Source organism: Streptomyces pyxinicus (assembly GCF_024753135.1).
In the GTDB taxonomy this organism is placed as follows: Bacteria; Actinomycetota; Actinomycetes; order Streptomycetales; family Streptomycetaceae; genus Streptomyces; species Streptomyces pyxinicus.
In genome coordinates, this window is the sequence record NZ_JANUGP010000018.1 from 62560 (window position 1) to 78203 (window position 15644).

Annotated in this window: 12 protein-coding genes; 5 read left to right on the top strand and 7 right to left on the bottom strand. The window is 71.0% G+C overall.

Translation table 11 applies throughout. From position 1 onward, the window contains the following. Window positions 1-61: 61 nt before the first annotated feature. Window positions 62-3601 (bottom strand): DNA polymerase III subunit alpha, encoded by a 3540-nt coding sequence (gene dnaE, locus NX794_RS22580; RefSeq protein ID WP_258780544.1) that lies wholly within the window; start codon window positions 3599-3601, stop codon window positions 62-64. Window positions 3602-3770: 169 nt separating this feature from the next. Between dnaE and NX794_RS22585 the strand changes: the two genes are divergently transcribed. From NX794_RS22585 to NX794_RS22600, 4 genes are all read left to right on the top strand, one after another. After that, complete coding sequence (locus NX794_RS22585; RefSeq protein WP_258780545.1) at window positions 3771-5096, top strand: DUF2252 domain-containing protein; 1326 nt, start codon at window positions 3771-3773, stop codon at window positions 5094-5096. Window positions 5097-5163: 67 nt separating this feature from the next. Then, window positions 5164-5847, top strand: coding sequence for a hypothetical protein (locus NX794_RS22590; RefSeq protein ID WP_258780546.1), 684 nt, complete (start codon window positions 5164-5166; stop codon window positions 5845-5847). 76 nt (window positions 5848-5923) lie between these two features. Next, the gene (locus NX794_RS22595; protein ID WP_258780547.1) at window positions 5924-6736 is read left to right on the top strand and encodes a thioredoxin domain-containing protein; all 813 of its coding nucleotides are present in this window, start codon (window positions 5924-5926) and stop codon (window positions 6734-6736) included. Between the two features lie 101 nt (window positions 6737-6837). Then, entirely contained in the window at window positions 6838-8508 is a 1671-nt protein-coding gene (locus tag NX794_RS22600) for an alkaline phosphatase D family protein (protein WP_258780548.1), read from the top strand. A gap of 13 nt (window positions 8509-8521) precedes the next feature. Here NX794_RS22600 and NX794_RS22605 read toward each other — a convergent pair whose 3' ends face one another. After that, window positions 8522-9094 (bottom strand): dienelactone hydrolase family protein, encoded by a 573-nt coding sequence (locus NX794_RS22605; RefSeq protein ID WP_258780549.1) that lies wholly within the window; start codon window positions 9092-9094, stop codon window positions 8522-8524. A 106-nt stretch (window positions 9095-9200) separates the two neighbouring features. Between NX794_RS22605 and NX794_RS22610 the strand changes: the two genes are divergently transcribed. Then, window positions 9201-10307, top strand: a complete 1107-nt coding sequence (locus NX794_RS22610; protein ID WP_258780550.1) for a mechanosensitive ion channel family protein — start codon at window positions 9201-9203, stop codon at window positions 10305-10307. 212 nt (window positions 10308-10519) lie between these two features. Here NX794_RS22610 and NX794_RS22615 read toward each other — a convergent pair whose 3' ends face one another. From NX794_RS22615 to NX794_RS22635, 5 genes are all read right to left on the bottom strand, one after another. Next, entirely contained in the window at window positions 10520-12106 is a 1587-nt protein-coding gene (locus NX794_RS22615; protein WP_258780552.1) for a Na+/H+ antiporter, read from the bottom strand. 74 nt (window positions 12107-12180) lie between these two features. After that, a complete protein-coding gene (locus NX794_RS22620) occupies window positions 12181-12648 on the bottom strand; it encodes a GNAT family N-acetyltransferase (RefSeq protein ID WP_258780553.1) in 468 nt (155 codons plus the stop codon). Next, window positions 12645-13589 (bottom strand): RluA family pseudouridine synthase, encoded by a 945-nt coding sequence (locus NX794_RS22625; protein ID WP_258780554.1) that lies wholly within the window; start codon window positions 13587-13589, stop codon window positions 12645-12647. Before NX794_RS22625 ends, NX794_RS22620 begins: the two co-directional genes overlap by 4 nt. A gap of 79 nt (window positions 13590-13668) precedes the next feature. Continuing rightward, window positions 13669-14238: a signal peptidase II gene (gene lspA, locus NX794_RS22630; protein WP_258780556.1), complete on the bottom strand. Its 570-nt coding sequence runs from the start codon at window positions 14236-14238 to the stop codon at window positions 13669-13671. Window positions 14239-14305: 67 nt separating this feature from the next. Then, the gene (locus tag NX794_RS22635) at window positions 14306-15178 is read right to left on the bottom strand and encodes a TraR/DksA family transcriptional regulator (protein WP_258780557.1); all 873 of its coding nucleotides are present in this window, start codon (window positions 15176-15178) and stop codon (window positions 14306-14308) included. Window positions 15179-15644: the final 466 nt, after the last annotated feature.

Here is a 15644-nt window from a genome sequence, read left to right on the forward strand (position 1 = left end):
AGAGGGTGCGCCCCTTCGTCGCTCGCCGGCCGCCCGGCCGTCCGGCTGTCCGGCTGTCCGCTCAGCCGGCCAGGCAGGACGGGCCGAGGAGCACCTTCAGGTCGCCGAACAGGGCCGGATCGGGCTTGACCCGGTGCCGGTCCAGGCGCAGCACGGTGGTCTTGCGCGGGCCTTGGAGCTTGATCCGGACCTCGCTGTCGCCCTTGTGGTGGCTGAGGATCTCGCCGAGGCGGCTGACCATGGGCGGAGTGACCCGGGTGGCCGGGATGGTGAGGATCACGGGCGCGTTGGTGCCCGCGTTGGACAGGTCCGGGACCATCAGCTCCATGGCGACGAGCCGGGGCACGTCCTCGCGCTTGTCGAGCCGGCCCTTGACGAACACCACGGCGTCCTCGACGAGTTGGGTGGACACCAGCTGGTAGGTCGCCGGGAAGAACATGCACTCGATGGAGCCGGCCAGGTCCTCGACGGTGGCGATCGCCCAGGCGTTGCCCTGCTTGGTCATCTTGCGCTGGAGGCCCGAGATGATGCCGCCGATGGTGACGACCGCGCCGTCGCCGTGCTCGCCGCCGGTGAGCTGGGAGATGCCCGCGTCGGCCTTGTCCGCGAGGACGTGCTCCAGGCCGAAGAGCGGGTGGTCGGAGACGTAGAGACCGAGCATCTCCCGCTCCTGGGCGAGGAGATACGTCTTCTCCCACTCGTCGGTGGAGAACTGCACGTCGAGTCCGAAGCCGGGCTCGCTGGTGGTCTCCTCCCCCATGCCGCCGAAGAGGTCGAACTGCCCCTCGGCCTCCTTGCGCTTGACCGCGACCACGTTGTCGATCATCGGTTCGTACTGCGCGGTGAGGCCCTTGCGGGTGTGGCCCATCTCGTCGAAGGCGCCGGCCTTGATCAGCGACTCGGTGGTGCGCTTGTTGCAGACCACCGCCTCGACCTTGTCGAGGTAGTCGGGGAAGGAGGCGTACTTCCCCTTGGCCTTGCGGCACTTGATGATCGACTCGACGACGTTGGTGCCGACGTTGCGGACGGCGGAGAGGCCGAAGAGGATCACCTCGTCGCCCTGGGCGGCGAAGTTCGACTCGGACTCGTTGACGTTCGGCGGGAGCACCCGGATGCCCATGCGGCGGCACTCGTTGAGGTAGATCGCCGACTTGTCCTTGTCGTCCTTGACGGAGGTGAGCAGCGCGGCCATGTACTCGGCGGGGTAGTTCGCCTTGAGGTAGGCGGTCCAGTACGACACCAGGCCGTACGCGGCGGAGTGGGCCTTGTTGAACGCGTAGCCGGCGAACGGGACCAGCACGTCCCACAGGGCCTGGATGGCCTCGTCGCTGTAGCCGTTCTTGCGGGCACCGGTCTGGAAGATGGTGAAGTTCTTGGCCAGTTCGTCGGGCTTCTTCTTGCCCATGACGCGGCGCAGGATGTCGGCCTCGCCGAGCGAGTAGCCGGCGATGATCTGGGCGGCCTTCTGGACCTGCTCCTGGTAGACGATCAGGCCGTAGGTGACCGCGAGGACCTCTTCGAGGGGCTCCTCCAGCTCCTTGTGGATCGGCGTGATCTCCTGCTGCTTGTTCTTGCGCAGCGCGTAGTTCGTGTGCGAGTTCATGCCCATCGGGCCCGGCCGGTACAGGGCCGACACGGCGGAGATGTCCTCGAAGTTGTCGGGCTTCATCAGCCGCAGCAGGGACCGCATGGGGCCACCGTCGAACTGGAAGACGCCGAGGGTGTCGCCGCGCTGGAGGAGTTCGAAGGTCGTCGGGTCGTCCAGCGGCAGGGACAGCAGGTCGATGTCGAGGCCCTTGTTGGCCTTCACCATCTTGACCGCGTCGTCCATGATCGTGAGGTTGCGCAGGCCCAGGAAGTCCATCTTCAGCAGGCCGAGCGACTCGCAGCTCGGGTAGTCCCACTGCGTGATGGTGACGCCGTCGGTGTGCCGCACCCAGACCGGGACGTGCTCGGTGATGGTCTCGCTGGACATGATCACGCCGGCGGCGTGCACGCCCATCTGCCGGACCAGGCCCTCCACGCCGCGCGCGGTGTCGATGACCTTCTTCACGTCCGGCTCGTTCTCGTACATCGACCGGACCTCGCCCGCCTCCGAGTACCGGGGGTGCTCGGGGTTGGTGATGCCGTCGATGTTGATGCCCTTGCCGAGGACGTCGGCGGGCATGGCCTTGGTGATGCGGTCGCCCATCGCGTACGGGTAGCCCAGCACGCGCGCGGAGTCCTTGATCGCGTTCTTGGCCTTGATGGTGCCGTAGGTGCCGATCATGGCGACCTTGTCGGCGCCGTACTTCTCGGTGACGTAGCGGATCACCTCGACGCGCCGGCGCTCGTCGAAGTCGATGTCGACGTCGGGCATGGAGATGCGCTCGGGGTTGAGGAACCGCTCGAAGATCAGGCCGTGCGGGATCGGGTCGAGGTCGGTGATGCCCATGGCGTAGGCGACGATCGAGCCGGCCGCGGAACCTCGGCCGGGGCCGACCGCGATGCCGTTGTTCTTGGCCCACATGATGAAGTCGGCGACCACGAGGAAGTAGCCGGGGAAGCCCATCGAGATGATGACATCCATCTCGTAGTCGGCCTGCTTCTGGCGGTCCTCGGGGATGCCGTCCGGGAAGCGGCGCTCCATGCCGCGGCGGACCTCCTCCTTGAACCAGGTGACCTCGGTGTACCCCTCGGGGATGTCGAACTTGGGCATGAGGTCGCGCTTCTCGAACATGCCGGTGGTGTCGACCATCTCGGCCACCAGCAGCGTGTTGGCGCAGCCTTCCTGCCAGGCGTCCGAGGAGTCGATGGCGTACATCTCGTCCGTGGACTTCAGGTAGTAGCCGGTGCCGTCGAACTTGAAGCGGCCCGGGTCGGAGAGGTTCTTGCCGGTCTGGATGCACAGCAGGGCGTCGTGGGCGGTCGCCTCGTGCGCGTACGTGTAGTGCGAGTCGTTGGTGACCAGCGGGGGGATGCCGAGCTTCCTGCCGATCTCCAGCAGGCCGTCGCGGACCCGGTGCTCGATGTCGATGCCGTGGTCCATCAGCTCCAGGAAGTACCGGTCCTTGCCGAAGATGTCCTGGTAGTCGGAGGCGGCCTTGATGGCCTCGTCGAACTGGCCGAGGCGCAGCCGGGTCTGCACCTCGCCGGAGGGGCAGCCGGTGGAGGCGACGATGCCCTCCGACCACTGGGAGATCGTCTCCTTGTCCATCCGCGGCCACTTCTGGAGCCAGCCCTCGGCGTAGGCGTCGGAGGAGAGGCGGAAGATGTTGTGCAGACCGGTCCTGTTCACCGCCCACATCGTCTTGTGGGTGTAGCCGCCGGAGCCGGAGACGTCGTCGCGCTTCTGGTGCGGCTGGCCCCACTGGATCTTGCGCTTGTTGCGCCGGGACTCGGGGGCGACATACGCCTCGATCCCGATGATCGGGGTGATTCCGGCCTTCTGCGCGGTGTGGAAGAAGTCGTACGCGCCGTGCAGGTTGCCGTGGTCGGACATGGCGATGTGCGTCATGCCCATCTCATTGCACGCGTTGAACATGTCCTTCAGCCGCGCGGCACCGTCCAGCAGCGAGTACTGGGTGTGGACGTGCAGGTGCGTGAACGGCGGCTTGGACACGGTACGGCCTCCAACGGAAACGCTCGGCGACGGGTGGACGGACACTCTGGGGGACAGCGTCGAAGTCTATGCCCCGCCACTGACACGCGCCGGGCACTCCCGCGTACCTTCATGCGTTGGAACGGCAGAACAGCTGTCGTACGTGTGACGCACCAGGAGGCACCCCGCGATGTCGGTACCCCAGCTCAGTGACGAGCAGCGCGGCGAGGAGATCCTCGCCGTCTTCGACACCGCCTTCGGCCGGCTCCTGGCCGCCGACCCGGCCGCGTTCCGCGTGAAGTTCCGGAAGATGGCGGCCTCCGCCTTCGCGTTCTACCGGGGCACGGCGTGCCTCTTCTACCAGGACCTGCACGCGGAGAAGCGGGGCGGCCCGTTCCTGGACGACCGCACCTCGCGCGTGTGGATCCACGGCGACCTGCACGCCGAGAACTTCGGCACGTACATGGATTCCAACGGCCGCCTGGTCTTCAACGTCAACGACTTCGACGAGGCGTACGTCGGCCCCTTCACCTGGGACCTGAAGCGCTTCGCGGCCTCGATCGCCCTGATCGGGTACGCGAAGGCGCTCAGCGACGACCAGATCACCGAGCTGGTGACGGTGTACGCGCTGGCCTACCGGGAGCGGATCCACGCGCTGTCGACGGGCGTCAAGAGCGACGAGGTGCCGCCGTTCACGCTGGACACCGCGCAGGGTCCGCTGCTGGACGCGCTGCGTGACGCCCGCTCGCTGACCCGCTTCGGACTGCTGGACTCGATGACCGAGATCCGCGAGTTCGAGCGCCGCTTCGCGCCGGACGGCGGCTCCGTCGAGCTGGACGCGGCGACCCGGTACAAGGTGCTGGCCGCCTTCGACGGGTACCTGGAGACGCTGCCGGACTCCTCGCTGGCCCGCCCGGACTCGTACCGGGTCAAGGACGTGGTCGGCCGCCGGGGCATCGGCATCGGCTCGGCGGGGCTGCCGTCGTACAACATCCTGCTGGAGGGGCACAGCGACGCCCTGGAGAACGATGTGGTGATCTACATCAAGCAGGCGCAGACCCCGGCCGTCTCCCGGCACATCACGGACCCGGCGATCGCCGGGTACTTCCAGCACGAGGGCCACCGCACGGTGATCAGCCAGCGCGCCCTCCAGGCGCACGCCGACCCGTGGCTGGGCTGGACCGAGCTGGACGGCGCGGGCCAGCTGGTCGCCGAGATCTCGCCGTACGCGGTGGACCTGGACTGGGGCGACATCGACGACCCGGAGGAGATCGCGGCCGTCGTCGCCGACCTGGGCCGGGCCACGGCCACGATGCACGCGGCGGCGGACGACACCTCCGGGGAGTCCCTGGTGCCGTTCTCCACCGAACGGGCCATCGACGCGGCGCTCGCGGCCGACGAGGAGGGCTTCGCGCCGCTCCTGGTGGACTTCGCGCACGACTACGGCGCACGCGCGCGTGCCGATCACCAGATCTTCCTCGACCTGTTCCGCAACGGCCGGATCCCGGGGCTGTGACGGACCGGTCTCACAGGCACCCTTTAGGGGTCCCTTACCGGCCGACGTGACAGACTCTGCTCTCGCTATGGACATATCCGGGACCCGCCTCAGAGCCGTGCGCGCGGCGCTGTTCACGGCCTTCGTCGTGACGCTCGGCACCGCGTCGCACGTGCTGCTGTCCCGGGCTCCGCTGCCGTCGGCGACCGTGGCCGCGGTCGCCGCCGGCGTGTTCGCCGCCGCGTTCGCGCTGGCGGGCCGCGAGCGCGGCTTCGGCCGGATCGCGGCCCTGCTGATCCCGCTGGAGCTGGCGGCCGACACCGTGTTCACCACCGGCCAGCGCGCCTGCTACGGGCGGGCGGGCGGCCCGGTGGCGGGCCCCCTGCACGCCTTCGGCCTGGACGTGCTGTGCGACGGGCGGATGGGCTCCCCGCTGGCCCGGGTGGCCGGCGGGGCGGACCGGGCGCCGGCGCTGCTGGCCGGGGCCGGTCCGGCGACGGCCTGGCTGCTGCTCGCCGCGCACGTGGGCGTGGGCCTGCTGGCCGCCGCCTGGCTGCACCGGGGCGAGCGGGCGCTGGCCCAGCTGTTGCGCGCGGTCGCCGCGGGCACGTTCCGGCCGCTGCTGCTGGCGGTGGCCGCGGTCACCGTCCGGCCGGCCCTGCGGCGACTGCCGCCGCGCCCGGCCCCGCGCCTCGCCCTCGTCCGCGACGGGCTCTTCGTGCACTCCCTGGGACGGCGCGGGCCGCCGTGCTCCCCGGCGGCCCTCGCCTGAGCGGCCACCGAGCACCAGCGGTCCCCACACCTACCCCGCGTACGGCACGTGCGCGTCCCACAGGGAGAACACCGGTATGAGCAAGCGGAACAGCCAGACGGCGAAGACGGCGGCCCGGGAGCGGCTGCGCCTGGAGCGCGAGCGGCAGGCCAAGCGCGACAAGGTCAGGCGGCAGGTCATCGTGGCCGCCTCGGTGGTGGCCGTGCTGGCCGCGGCCGGCGGCATCGGCTACGCCGTCGTCCAGGCCAACAAGCCCAGCTACTGGGAGGGCCTGAAGGACGCCAAGGTCACCGCCCCGGCCCACACCACGGGCACGAAGGGCACCACGGTCGTCATAGGCAAGGACACCGCCAAGAAGACCCTCAAGGTCTACGAGGACGCGCGCTGCCCGGTCTGCGCCCAGTTCGAGCAGACCGTCGGCTCGACCGTGAAGAAGGACATCGACGACGGCAAGTTCAAGATCCAGTTCGTGGGTGCGACGTTCATCGACCGCACCGACGGCCAGGGCTCCAAGAACGCGCTCAGCGCCCTCGGCGCCGCGCTGAACGTCTCCCCGGAGGCCTTCCTGGACTTCAAGGCCGCGCTGTACTCCACGAAGTGGCACCCCGAGGAGACGGACGACAAGTTCAAGGACGACGCCTACCTGCTGAAGGTCGCGGACACCGTCCCCGCGCTGAAGGGCAACGCCACGTTCGAGAAGGCCGTGAAGAACGGCACCTACGACGCCTGGGCGATGGCCATGTCCAAGACGTTCGACGAGAACAAGGACAGCGTGACGGGCACGCCCAGCTTCATCATGGACGGCAAGAAGCTCACCGGTCCCGACGGCGGCGCGCCGATGACGGTGGAGAACTTCAACAAGGCGGTGGACGCGGCCCTCAAGGGCTGACACCCCCTCAGCCGGCCTGAATCGGGCGGCGACGTGAAGGGCGGGCGAACTTTCCGGGTTCGCCCGCCCTTTCGGCATACCGGCCAGTAACCTGATCGGCCGTGACCAGTCCTTACAGATCGTCCGAGGCCGCGCAGCGCCTCGACTCCCTCACCCCCAGCCGCCGTACGGTCGTCAAGGCCGCGGCGGCGACCGCTGTCCTGGCCGGCCCGCTGGCCGCCGCGCTGCCGGCCCGTGCCGCCACGGACGCCCCCGCCTTCCTGCACGGCGTCGCCTCCGGCGATCCGCTGCCCGACGGTGTCCTGCTGTGGACCCGGGTGACCCCCACCCCCGAGTCCCTGCCCGGCTCCGGAGTGGGCCCGGACACCGAGGTGAGCTGGATCGTCGCCAGGGACCGGGCGCTGACGGACATCGTCGCCAAGGGGTCCCTCACCGCGCGCGCCGCCTCCGACCACACCGTGAAGGCCGACATCCGCGGCCTCGAACCGGCCACCGACTACTGGTTCCGCTTCTCGGCCGGCGGCACCGACTCCCCGGCGGCGCGCACCCGCACCGCGCCGGCGGCGGACGCCCCGGTCGCCGGCCTGCGCTTCGGCGTGGTCTCCTGCGCCAACTGGGAGGCCGGCTACTTCTCGGCCTACCGCCATCTCGCGGCCCGCACCGACCTGGACGCCTGGCTGCATCTCGGCGACTACATCTACGAGTACAAGTCCGGTGAGTACGCGGCCCGCGGCAAGGTCGTACGGCCGCACGCGCCCGCGAACGAGATCCTCACCCTCGCCGACTACCGGATCCGGCACGCGAAGTACAAGACCGACCCCGACCTCCAGGCGCTGCACGTGAAGGCGCCGGTCATCGCGATCTGGGACGACCACGAGTTCGCCGACAACGCCTGGTCGGGCGGCGCGGTCAACCACACCGAGGGCGCCGAGGGCACCTGGACGTCCCGTCAGGCCGCCGCCAAGCAGGCCTACTTCGAGTGGATGCCGGTGCGCCCGGCGATCGAGGGCACCACCTACCGCCGGCTGCGCTTCGGCAAGCTCGCCGACCTGTCCCTGCTGGACCTGCGCTCGTTCCGCTCCCAGCAGGCGGGCACCGCGAGCGGCTCGGTGGACGACCCGGACCGTACGATCACCGGGCGCGCCCAGCTCGACTGGCTGAAGGCGGGGCTGAAGGCCTCCGACACCAGGTGGCGGCTGGTCGGCAACTCCGTGATGATCTCGCCGTTCTCCTTCGGCTCGCTCTCCGCCGACCTGTTCAAGCCGCTGGCCAAGCTGCTCGGGCTGCCGCAGGAGGGCATAGCCGCCAACACCGACCAGTGGGACGGCTACACCGACGACCGGCGCGAACTCCTGGGCCACCTGCGCGCGAACGCGATCGGCAACACCGTCTTCCTGACCGGTGACATCCACATGGCGTGGGCGAACGACGTGCCGATGGACGCGGGCACCTATCCGCTGTCGGCCTCCGCGGCCACCGAGTTCGTGGTGACCTCGGTGACCTCCGACAACCTCGACGACGTGGTGAAGGTCCCCGAGGGCACGGTCTCGGCGATCGCCGCGCCGGTCATCCAGGCCGCCAACCGGCACGTGCACTGGCTGGACACCGACCGGCACGGCTACGGCGTGCTGGACATCACGGCCGACCACGCGCAGATGGACTACTACGTGCTGTCCGACCGCACCAAGGCCGACGCCACCTCGAAGTGGGTCCGCTCCTACCGCACCCGCAACGGCACCCAGAAGATCGAGCGGACCTACGACCCGGTGTAACCGGTGTGGCCGCTCAGCCGAGACCGTCGAGGAAGCCGAGCGCCACCCGCCAGGTGGCCTCGGCGGCCTCCGCGTCGTAGTCGGGGAGTCCGGGGTCGGTGTAGAGGTGGCCGGCCCCGGGGTAGCGGTAGATCTCCACGTCGGCGCCGGCCCGGCCCATCTGGAGGTACCAGGCGCTCAGCCAGTCGTCCGTCTCGAACGGGTCCGGCTCGGCGACGTGCAGTTGCACCGGCAGCTCGTCCACCTCCGCGGTGGGCGCGAGGTCGGAGGTGCCGTGCAGGAGCAGCAGGCCGCGCGCCTTGGCGTCGCCGAGGGCGAGGGTCTGCGCGATGGACGCGCCGAGCGAGAACCCGGCGTACACCAGGCCCCGGTCCGAGTAGGGCGCGGCGGCCAGCACGGCGCGCTTGAGCAGCTCCTCCTTGCCCAGCTCGTCCTTGTACGCCATGCCCTCCTCAACGGTGTCGAACGTGCGCCCCTCGAAGAGGTCCGGCGTCCACACCTCGTGGCCCGCGGCGCGCAGCCGGTCCGCCGCCGCGCGTACGGCGGGCCTGAGGCCGTTGGTCGAGTGAAAGAGCATGATGTTCATGAGGCCATGGTGCCAGCCGGGCGCGGCCGTCCGCAGCGCGCTCATACCCAGGTGAGCCGAGAACTCACATGTTCATCGCACCGCGAGCCGGGTTAGGCGCGCAGTCATGGAGACCGTACTCCGTCCCCTGCTCGTGATCGGCGGCTCGGTGCTGCTCACCCTGGCCATCGGGTGGGCCACCGATCTGCTGCTGCGAAAGGCCGACGAACGCAACCCCGAAACCCCGCTGTGGGAACTCCTGCGGCGGGGCCGCATCCCGTACCAGCTCGTGATCTGCACCGCACTCCTGAGAGGCTCCTACGACCAGGCGGAACTGCTCCAGGAGCACAAGGTCGGCGTCGGCCGTACCCTGACCCTGACCCTCATCGGGTCGGCGGCCTGGCTGGCGATCCGGATCGCCGCGGCGATCGTGGAGACCTCCTACTCCCGCTACGCGCGCGCCCACCGGGACGCGGCGCGGGTGCGCCGGGTGCGGACACAGGTCGAGCTGATCATGCGAGTGGTGTCGGCGATCGTCATCGTCGTGGCGATCGCCTCGATGCTGCTGACGTTCCCGGCGATGCGAGCGGCCGGTGCGTCGCTGCTGGCCTCCGCGGGCATCCTGGGCATCGTGGCCGGTGTCGCGGCCCAGTCGACGCTGTCCAACCTCTTCGCCGGCCTCCAGATCGCCTTCGGCGACATGGTGCGCATCGGGGACACGGTGGTCGTGGACGGCGAGTGGGGCACGGTCGACGAGATCACCCTGACCTTCCTGACGGTACGGACCTGGGACGAGCGGCGGATCACCATGCCGGTGTCGTACTTCACGTCCAAGCCGTTCGAGAACTGGTCCCGGGGCACCCCGCAGATGACCGGCATCGTCTACTGGCACCTCGACCACAGCGCGCCGATCGAGGCGATGCGCGAGAAGCTGCGCGACATCCTGCGGAACTGCACCGCCTGGGACGGCCGCGCCTACAGCCTCCAGGTGACCGACACCACACCCAACTCCATCCAGGTCCGGGCGCTGGTGACGGCGAAGGACGCCGACGACATCTGGACGGTCCGGGTCGCGGTCCGCGAGCAGATGATCACCTGGCTCTCGGCGGAGCACCCCTACGCCCTCCCCCGCGTCAACACCTCCGACGCGGTCCTCCCCCCGACCCGCATACCGCCCCCCGACCGGGCCTCCCTCCGCAAGGCCTACGACTTCCCGCGCACGGGCCGCGGCTGACCCCCGCCCGCCCCCGATCCCCGCGCCCCGCCTGCCGCTCACCTCGGCACGCGGGGCGCGGCCATACCCGGCCCGCCGACCACGGTCAGCCGCCGACGGCGGGCCGGGGCCGCAGGGGAGCGCCCACCTCCCAGCCGATGGAAACGGGTGGTGCGCGGGTGGGAGATCACCACACGCCGAGCACGGACCCAGCACCGGCAAGCGACCGCAGGTCACCGCAGGCTGCGTACATCCAGATGCCGAAGCACCCGGTCCACGACCTCGGGATCCGCGCCCGGCTCGCTGCGCGCCGCCAGCACCTCGTGCCGCGCCGCGCTCAGCATCTCGTTCTGGATCCGCCGCACCCGCTTCAGCCGCTTCGCCCGCTGCACCTGCGCCTCCCGCCGCTCCTCCTCCCCCATGTCCGGGCTGATCCGGATCCCGATGTCGAAGGCCCGCCGCAGCATCTGCTCGGACAGTTCCTCGGGCAGGTCCTCCACCTGCTCGATCTCCCGCAACCGCGCCCGCGCGGCCTTGGCCGCCCGCACCGCCAGTTCCTTCTCGACCTCCTTCTCCCGCTCGGAGTCGGCCCGCACCCCCAGCCGCCGCACCAGCCAGGGCAGGGTCAGCCCCTGCAGGACCAGCGTGGCGACGATCACCCCGAACGCGATGAAGATGATCACGTCCCGGTCCGGGAACGGCCTCCCGGCGTCCGTCTCCAGCGGCACGGCCAGCGCCAGCGCCACGGACGCCACCCCGCGCATCCCGGACCACCACATCACGACGGTCTCCCGCCAGCTGACCGGGATCTCCTCGTCGTAGTCCCGGCGGGCGTGCAGCCGTTTGGTCAGCCAGGTCGCCGGCAGCAGCCACAGCAGCCGTACGACGACGACCACACCCGCCACCGCGGCGGCCCAGCCCAGCAGCTCGCCCCAGCGCCCCTGCGCGGTGCGGACGGCGTTGTGCAGCTCCAGGCCGATGAGCCCGAACGCCACGCCGGTGACCAGCGTGTCGATGATGTCCCAGAAGGTGTGCCCGGCCAGCCGCGTCATCACGTCGTCGGCGTCGGTGGCGTACTCGGAGAGGAAGAGCGCCGTGGTGAGCACGGCGAGCACCCCGGAGCCGTGCAGCTTCTCGGCGAGCACATAGGACGCGTACGGCACCAGCAGGGTCATGCCGATCTGGAGCGTCGGGTCGCCGAGCAGATCCATCAGCTTGTTCGCGCCCCAGCCCAGCACCAGGCCCACGGCCACCGCGACGACCGCGGACAGCACCAGGTCGAGACCGGCCCGCCAGGGCGAGAACGTCCCGCTCACGGCGGCGGCGATCGCCACGTGGTAGAGCACGATGGCCGTGACGTCGTTGAACAGCCCCTCGCCCTCCAGGATCGACACCAGGCGCCGGGGCAGCCCGAGCTGTCCGGCGACGCTGGTCGCGGCGACCGGGTCGGGCGGCGCGATCAGGGCGCCGAGCGCGACGGCCGCGGCGATGGGCAGCCCGGGCACGATCGTGCTGGCTACGGCGGCCACGCACACCGTCGTCACGAACACCAGCGCGACGGCGAGCAGGAAGATCGGACGGACGTTGGCCGCGAACTGCCGCCAGGAGGTGCGGCGCACGGCCGCGTAGAGCAGCGGCGGCAGCAGTCCGGGCAGGATCAGCTCGGGCGAGATGTCCACGTTGGGCACGAAGGCGACGACGGCGAGGACACCGCCGAAGACGGTCATCAGCACCGGCGCCGGCACCTTGAGCCGGTCACCGACGGGGACGCTCACCAGGGCCCCGAGCAGCAGGACGAACAGCAGGGCCAACTGGTCCACGGCCAAGGCTCCGGAGGTCGACGATCACACGGCAGGCCTCAAGACTGCCATTCACCCGGCGAGAGCGCGTGGCGCTACAGCGCGCGGCGCATCGCCCGGTGGGGTATGCCCGCGTCCGGGAACTCCGGGCCGTAGGCCACGTAGCCCAGCCGTTCGTAGAAGCCGAGGGCCTGGGTCTGGGCGTGCAGGTCCACCGCCGTCAGGCCGCGCGCGCGGGCCGCGTCCTCGATCGCCCGCACCAGGGCCGCGCCGACCCCGAGCCCGCGCGCCTCGCGGGTGACGGCGAGCCGGCCGAGCACGCCGACCGCCGGGTCACCGCCGGTCTTGCCGGCCGCCGCCGCGCCGGACAGCAGCCGCCCGGTGCCGAGCGGCACGCCGTCCGCGCGGACCGCCAGCACGTGCAGGGCGCCGGCGTCGTGCGCGTCGTACTCGATGTCCTCGGGGACGCTCTGCTCCACCACGAAGACCTCTTTGCGGACCGCGAAGCACGCCTCGCGGTCGGCGGGGTCCTCGGCGACGCGGACGCCGTACGCCGCGCTCACGCGTACGTCTCCTCGCGGACCCGGTCCAGGGCCCGCTGGAGGTCTTCGGGGTAGGTGCTCTCGAACTCGGCCCAGGTGCCGTCCCCGGGGTGTTCGAAGCCGAGTCGCACGGCGTGCAGCCACTGCCGGGTCAGGCCCAGCCGCTTGGCCAGGGTCGGGTCGGCGCCGTAGGTGAGGTCACCGACGCACGGGTGGCGGTGGGCGGACATGTGGACGCGGATCTGGTGGGTGCGGCCGGTCTCCAGCTTCACGTCCAGCAGCGAGGCGGCGCGGAAGGCCTCCACCAGGTCGTAGTGCGTCACGGAGGGCTTGCCCTCGGCCGTGACCGCCCACTTGTAGTCGTGGTTCGGGTGCCGGCCGATGGGCGCGTCGATGGTGCCGCTCGTCGGGTCCGGGTGGCCCTGGACCAGGGTGTGGTAGCGCTTGTCGACCGTGCGCTCCTTGAACTGGCGCTTGAGCGAGGTGTACGCGTACTCGGACTTGGCGACCACCATCAGGCCGGAGGTGCCGACGTCGAGGCGGTGCACGATGCCCTGGCGCTCGGCGGCGCCCGAGGTGGAGATCCGATAGCCCGCGGCGGCGAGACCGCCGATGACGGTCGGGCCCGACCAGCCCGGGGAGGGGTGCGCGGCCACGCCGACCGGCTTGACGATCACGACCACGTCATCGTCGTCGTGCACGATCTCCATGCCCTCGACGGGCTCGGCGACCACCTGCACCGGTGCGGGCGCCCCCGGCATCTCGACCTCGAGCCAGGCGCCGCCGCTCACCCGCTCGGACTTGCCGACCACCGCGCCGTCGACCTGGACCTTGCCGGCCGCGGCCAGCTCCGCCGCCTTGGTGCGGGAGAAGCCGAACATGCGGGAGATGGCGGCGTCGACGCGCTCGCCCTCCAGGCCGTCGGGCACGGGCAGGGTTCGGATCTCGGGAATCGTGCTCACCCGTCGAGTATGCCGGACGGGCCGGACGCCCCCGCACGAGCCTGTGGAAAACCGGCCCGAGGCAGGTCCCCGCCGGTGCTCAGTCCTTGTGGACGGTGCCGTCCGGGTCGAGGCCCCGGAAGGAGAGCAGCACGATCAGGATGCCGCCGCACACGATCGCCGAGTCGGCGAGGTTGAACACCGCGAACCCCTTGGGCGCGATGAAGTCCACGACCTCGCCCTCGAAGATCCCGGGGGCCCGGAAGACGCGGTCGGTGAGGTTGCCGAGGGCGCCGCCGAGCAGCAGGCCGAGCGCGACGGCCCAGGGGAAGCTGTACAGCTTGCGGGCGAGCCGGATGATCACCACGATCACGGCGGCCGCGATGAGCGTGAAGATGATCGTGAAAGCGGCGCCGAACCCGAAGGCCGCGCCGGGGTTGCGGATGGCGTGCAGCTCCAGCCAGTCCCCGACCACCCGGATCGGCGCGCGGTGCTCCAGCTTGGCCACCACGAGCAGCTTGCTGCCCAGGTCGAGGGCGTAGGCGAAGGCCGCCACCGCGAACAGCACGGCGATCCGGCGGCCACGCCCGGCCGGCCGCCGCACCGGTACCGCCCGCTCGCCGCCGTCCGGGGTGTCCGGCGTACCGATGATGCGCTCCGCCTCTGTCACGTGAGTCCCTCAGCCTAGGTGCCTGACTGAGGACGAGACTACGGCACGCCCCGGCGGGGACCCACGCTCAGGATCGGCGTTCCTGCTTCTGCTTGCACTCCACGCACAGGGTGGCGCGCGGGAAGGCCTGCATCCTGGCCTTGCCGATGGGGTTGCCGCAGTTCTCGCACAGGCCGTAGGTGCCCGCCTCCAGCCGTTGCAGGGCCCGCTCCGTCTGGTCGAGCATCTCGCGCGCGTTGGCGGCCAGCGCCATCTCGTGCTCGCGCGTGATGTTCTTGGTGCCGGTGTCGGCCTCGTCGTCGCCCGCGCCGTCCCCGGAGTCCCGCATCAGTCCGACGAGGGCGGCCTCCGAGGAGCTGATCTCCGCCGACAGCCGCGCCGCCTCGGACTCCAGCTCCGCGCGGGCCTCGGCGACCTCCTCGGGGGTCCAGGGGTCCTCCCCGGGGCGCACCGCCAGCTCGCCGGGTTCCACGGCCCCCGCCCGCGCCTTCGGGACGCCGGTCTCCGCCGTGGCCGTGCCAGGAGTCTTCTTCGCAACCACCGTCGTGGCTCCCGTCTGCTCCGCGGCCCGCGCCGCGCCCGCCTTCTTGGCCGTGCTCGCGGCGGCCGCCTTCCCGGCGGCCGCCTTCCTCGCCTGCGTCTTCCCGGTCTCGGCCCGCTTCACCGGCGCCTTCTTCGCCGGGGCCTTCTTCGCCGGGACGTCCCTCACGGGCTTCCCGTCGGCGGCCGTCTTCTCGGCAGCGGTCTTCTTCACGGCCGTCTTCTTCACCGCCGTCGTCCGCGCGGCCGGTTCCTCCGTGGCTGCCTTCACGTGCTTCGCCGCCTTCTTCGCCGGTGCCTGCCCGGCCGCGGCCGGCCGGGCCGGTGCTTTCTTCGCCCGTGCCGTCCCGGCAGCGGTCTGCCGCGCGGTCCGGTCCGCCTCGGTCTTCTTCGCCACCATGGCCGCGGCCCCTTCACACATTGTGATCTTGCGCGCGAATCGTGCTGGGACGATAAATCGACTTGAGTCCCGCGGCAACGGGGCACACCGCCCGATTCGCCCGCCCGCACCCCCCACGCTGTGAGCCTGCATCCGTTGTGCCCAGCTCCCCGCCGGGTAATCCGCCGGGGCCCGCCCCGCGCGGGCCCCGGCGCGCGCCCCGGCCCGTTCGGGTCACGCGCGCCCCCGGAAAACCGGTCCGCCGCTGTCCGCGCGGCGCCGTACACTGGGCGGAGCGAGAAGCGTGGATGGGGACGAGTAGCGGCGTACGCAGCCCAGAGCGACCCGGGGACGGTGTGAGCCCGGGGGCGAGCGCGACGTGAAGATCACCCCGGAGCCGCCGGAAGAACGCCCCCGGCCGAAGGGCCAGGGCCAGTAGAACCGGTTTCGCGACCCCAATGAGGGGGCTCACCACCGCGTAGGGCGC

Excerpts from the sequence above, each read along its gene's own strand:
- NX794_RS22590 (WP_258780546.1), top strand. The coding sequence starts at position 5,164 with ATGGACATATCCGGGACCCGCCTCAGAGCCGTGCGCGCGGCGCTGTTC.
- NX794_RS22585 (WP_258780545.1), top strand. The coding sequence starts at position 3,771 with ATGTCGGTACCCCAGCTCAGTGACGAGCAGCGCGGCGAGGAGATCCTC.
- NX794_RS22605 (WP_258780549.1), bottom strand. The coding sequence starts at position 9,094 with ATGAACATCATGCTCTTTCACTCGACCAACGGCCTCAGGCCCGCCGTA.
- NX794_RS22635 (WP_258780557.1), bottom strand. The coding sequence starts at position 15,178 with ATGGTGGCGAAGAAGACCGAGGCGGACCGGACCGCGCGGCAGACCGCT.
- NX794_RS22610 (WP_258780550.1), top strand. The coding sequence starts at position 9,201 with ATGGAGACCGTACTCCGTCCCCTGCTCGTGATCGGCGGCTCGGTGCTG.
- NX794_RS22595 (WP_258780547.1), top strand. The coding sequence starts at position 5,924 with ATGAGCAAGCGGAACAGCCAGACGGCGAAGACGGCGGCCCGGGAGCGG.